Genomic DNA, 2025 nt, shown 5'->3' with positions numbered 1-2025 from the left:
CCCCGCCCCCTTTGCTTTGTTTTCTCTCCCCCTCCCCCTCCTCCCTCCCCGCAACCTCCCCCCCCCCCCCCTCCCTCCCCCCGAGGGGGCCTGGCATCCGGGGGCGTTCACCCCCCGGGGTGGTGGACGAAGCGGTAGGTGTCGCGGTCGAGTTCGGTGACCTGTACGCCGATCGCGGCCGGTGCGGTGATGCCGGCCTGCAGAACGGCGAGCACCCGGGCGGTCAGTTCGGCGCGCTGCTCGGTGGTGCGGCCGGCCAGGATCTTGACCTCGACCAGGACCACGGCCTCGCCGCTCGTGCCGTCACCGACCGTGTGGCCCCCGGCAGGGCGGAACACCGTCTTGCAGTCGGCCACCGTGGTGTCGATCACCCCGGTGATCGCCTGGTGCAACTGCGCGGCCAGACCCGCCTGGTCGAGGGCGAGGTCGGCCGAGTGGTCGACCAGGATCTGCGGCACGGGGTTCCTCCCGGGGAGTGCGGACGGGCGCCGCCGACCCTACCCTTCCCGGCCGCCGTTCCCGGGCCGGGGCCGGGGCCGGGGCCGGGGAACGGCATCGGGCCCCGGCCGAGGAGACCGGGACCCTGGTGACGCAAGCGGGTTGTCAGCAGCCGAAGTCGATCTGGCGGAAGGTCGCGTAGTGGTCGCTGGTGTAGTAGTCCTCGTGGTACCGCTGGCCGGTGACGATCCGGCGGGTGCCACGGGTTGGCGCACCGGGGGTCACGACGGTGTACTCGTGGTAGTAGCCGGAGCGCTGGGACGGCAGCACGTGCTCCTTGTTGGTGAACACCACGCCGTCCTGACGGTACGGGAACGGCCCGCCCTTGGCGATCAGGCTGAGCGTGGTCCGGGCCTGGGAGGGCAGCGCGGACAGACACACCTTGCCGCTCACCGCGGCGCGCGCCTCGGTGGCGACGGCGACGGGCGCGAGGGTGACCAGGGCGACGGTGGCGGTGGCGGCAGCACGCTTCCACGCGCGTAGAGTTCGGGTCATGCCAAACAGGATGGCGAGCCCCGGGGCCCACCGGAAGCCCCGTTCGGAGTCTTCATCTCCAGTCAACTCGCCGTACCCGTGGCGGACTTGAGCGGGTCAGCGGACCGCTCAGCCCCCGTCGTAGTCGGTGGCGGCCAGCACCGCCAGCCGGCGGCGCCCGGCATCGAGTACGGCGAAGCCGAGGTCCATGTCGTCCCCGTTGAACCACTCGCCGCCCGCCGTGAAGCCGTACCAGGCGCAGTCCGCCGCCCGCCGTGCCACCTCCGCCGCCGAGGCGTCCGGCCCCGCGCCCGCCAGGGCCGCGAGCGAGCGCCAGGCCGCCAGCCGGCCGTAGGCGCCGTACCACCAGCCGTCCTCGCCGCCGCCCCCGGTCGAGGCGGCACCGAAGAGCTGGCGCCAGGCCTCCGCGGCCGTGGTCGGAACGACCACCGGATCCTCGACACAGTCCAACGGCAACGCGGCCAGCGTCCCGGGAAGCGTCTCGGGCGCGACCGGACCGTCGGCGTCGAAACACCGCCGCCTCGACCCGCCCGTTGTACCGCCGGGCCCAGCGCTCCACCGCGGCGGTCAGCCCGGGCTCCTCCTCCCCCACCTCGACCGGGACTCCGGTGGAGCCGCTGAGCGGGGCGCCCTTCGGGAGCCCGTACGGCCGACCGTGGCTGACCCCGCCGCGCCAGTAGTGCGGCAAGCCGGGCGTGCCCTCCAGCGGGTCGAGCGCCCAGGGCAGCCAGGCCAGCGGGTGCTCCGCCCAGTACGGCGAGGCCTCCGCCCAGGCCCGTGCCTCGGGCAGCTTCGCGACCGGCGCGCCGCGCAACACCAGCTCGTGCAGCAGGCAGGCCCGCAGCTCCTCCGGTGCGGTCGCGTCATCGGGGGCGGCCGCGAACACCCCGGCCAGCGCGGACGGCCGCTGATGCTCGGCCAGCACGGCGGCGGCCCGGCGCACCGGTCGCCCGCTGCGCGAGCGGGTGGCCAGCCCCAGCCCGAGCGCGCGCTCGACGTGCACGCGCCCGGGCCGGGTGACCACGTCCCAGA

The 2025-nt window shown here is 75.0% G+C and carries 2 protein-coding genes and 2 pseudogenes; all 4 read right to left on the bottom strand.

Annotated elements, in window-relative coordinates:
- Window positions 1-107: 107 nt before the first annotated feature.
- Window positions 108-458: a 5-carboxymethyl-2-hydroxymuconate Delta-isomerase gene (locus tag ACFQ87_RS45925; RefSeq protein WP_380616996.1), complete on the bottom strand. Its 351-nt coding sequence runs from the start codon at window positions 456-458 to the stop codon at window positions 108-110.
- A 145-nt stretch (window positions 459-603) separates the two neighbouring features.
- The gene (locus ACFQ87_RS45920) at window positions 604-993 is read right to left on the bottom strand and encodes a ribonuclease domain-containing protein (protein ID WP_380616995.1); all 390 of its coding nucleotides are present in this window, start codon (window positions 991-993) and stop codon (window positions 604-606) included.
- 108 nt (window positions 994-1101) lie between these two features.
- A pseudogene (locus ACFQ87_RS45915) lies at window positions 1102-1512 on the bottom strand (DUF6183 family protein); the annotation flags it as partial.
- Between the two features lie 73 nt (window positions 1513-1585).
- Window positions 1586-1996, bottom strand: a pseudogene (locus ACFQ87_RS45910) (DUF6183 family protein); the annotation flags it as partial.
- Window positions 1997-2025 lie beyond the last annotated feature (29 nt).

The organism is Kitasatospora sp. NPDC056531 (genome assembly GCF_042794375.1).
In the GTDB taxonomy this organism is placed as follows: Bacteria; Actinomycetota; Actinomycetes; order Streptomycetales; family Streptomycetaceae; genus Kitasatospora.
This window is presented reverse-complemented; position numbering and strand designations above follow the sequence as displayed.

Bases quoted from the DNA above. Each gene is read 5' to 3' on its own strand.
- ACFQ87_RS45920 (WP_380616995.1), bottom strand. From the start codon at position 993: ATGACCCGAACTCTACGCGCGTGGAAGCGTGCTGCCGCCACCGCCACC.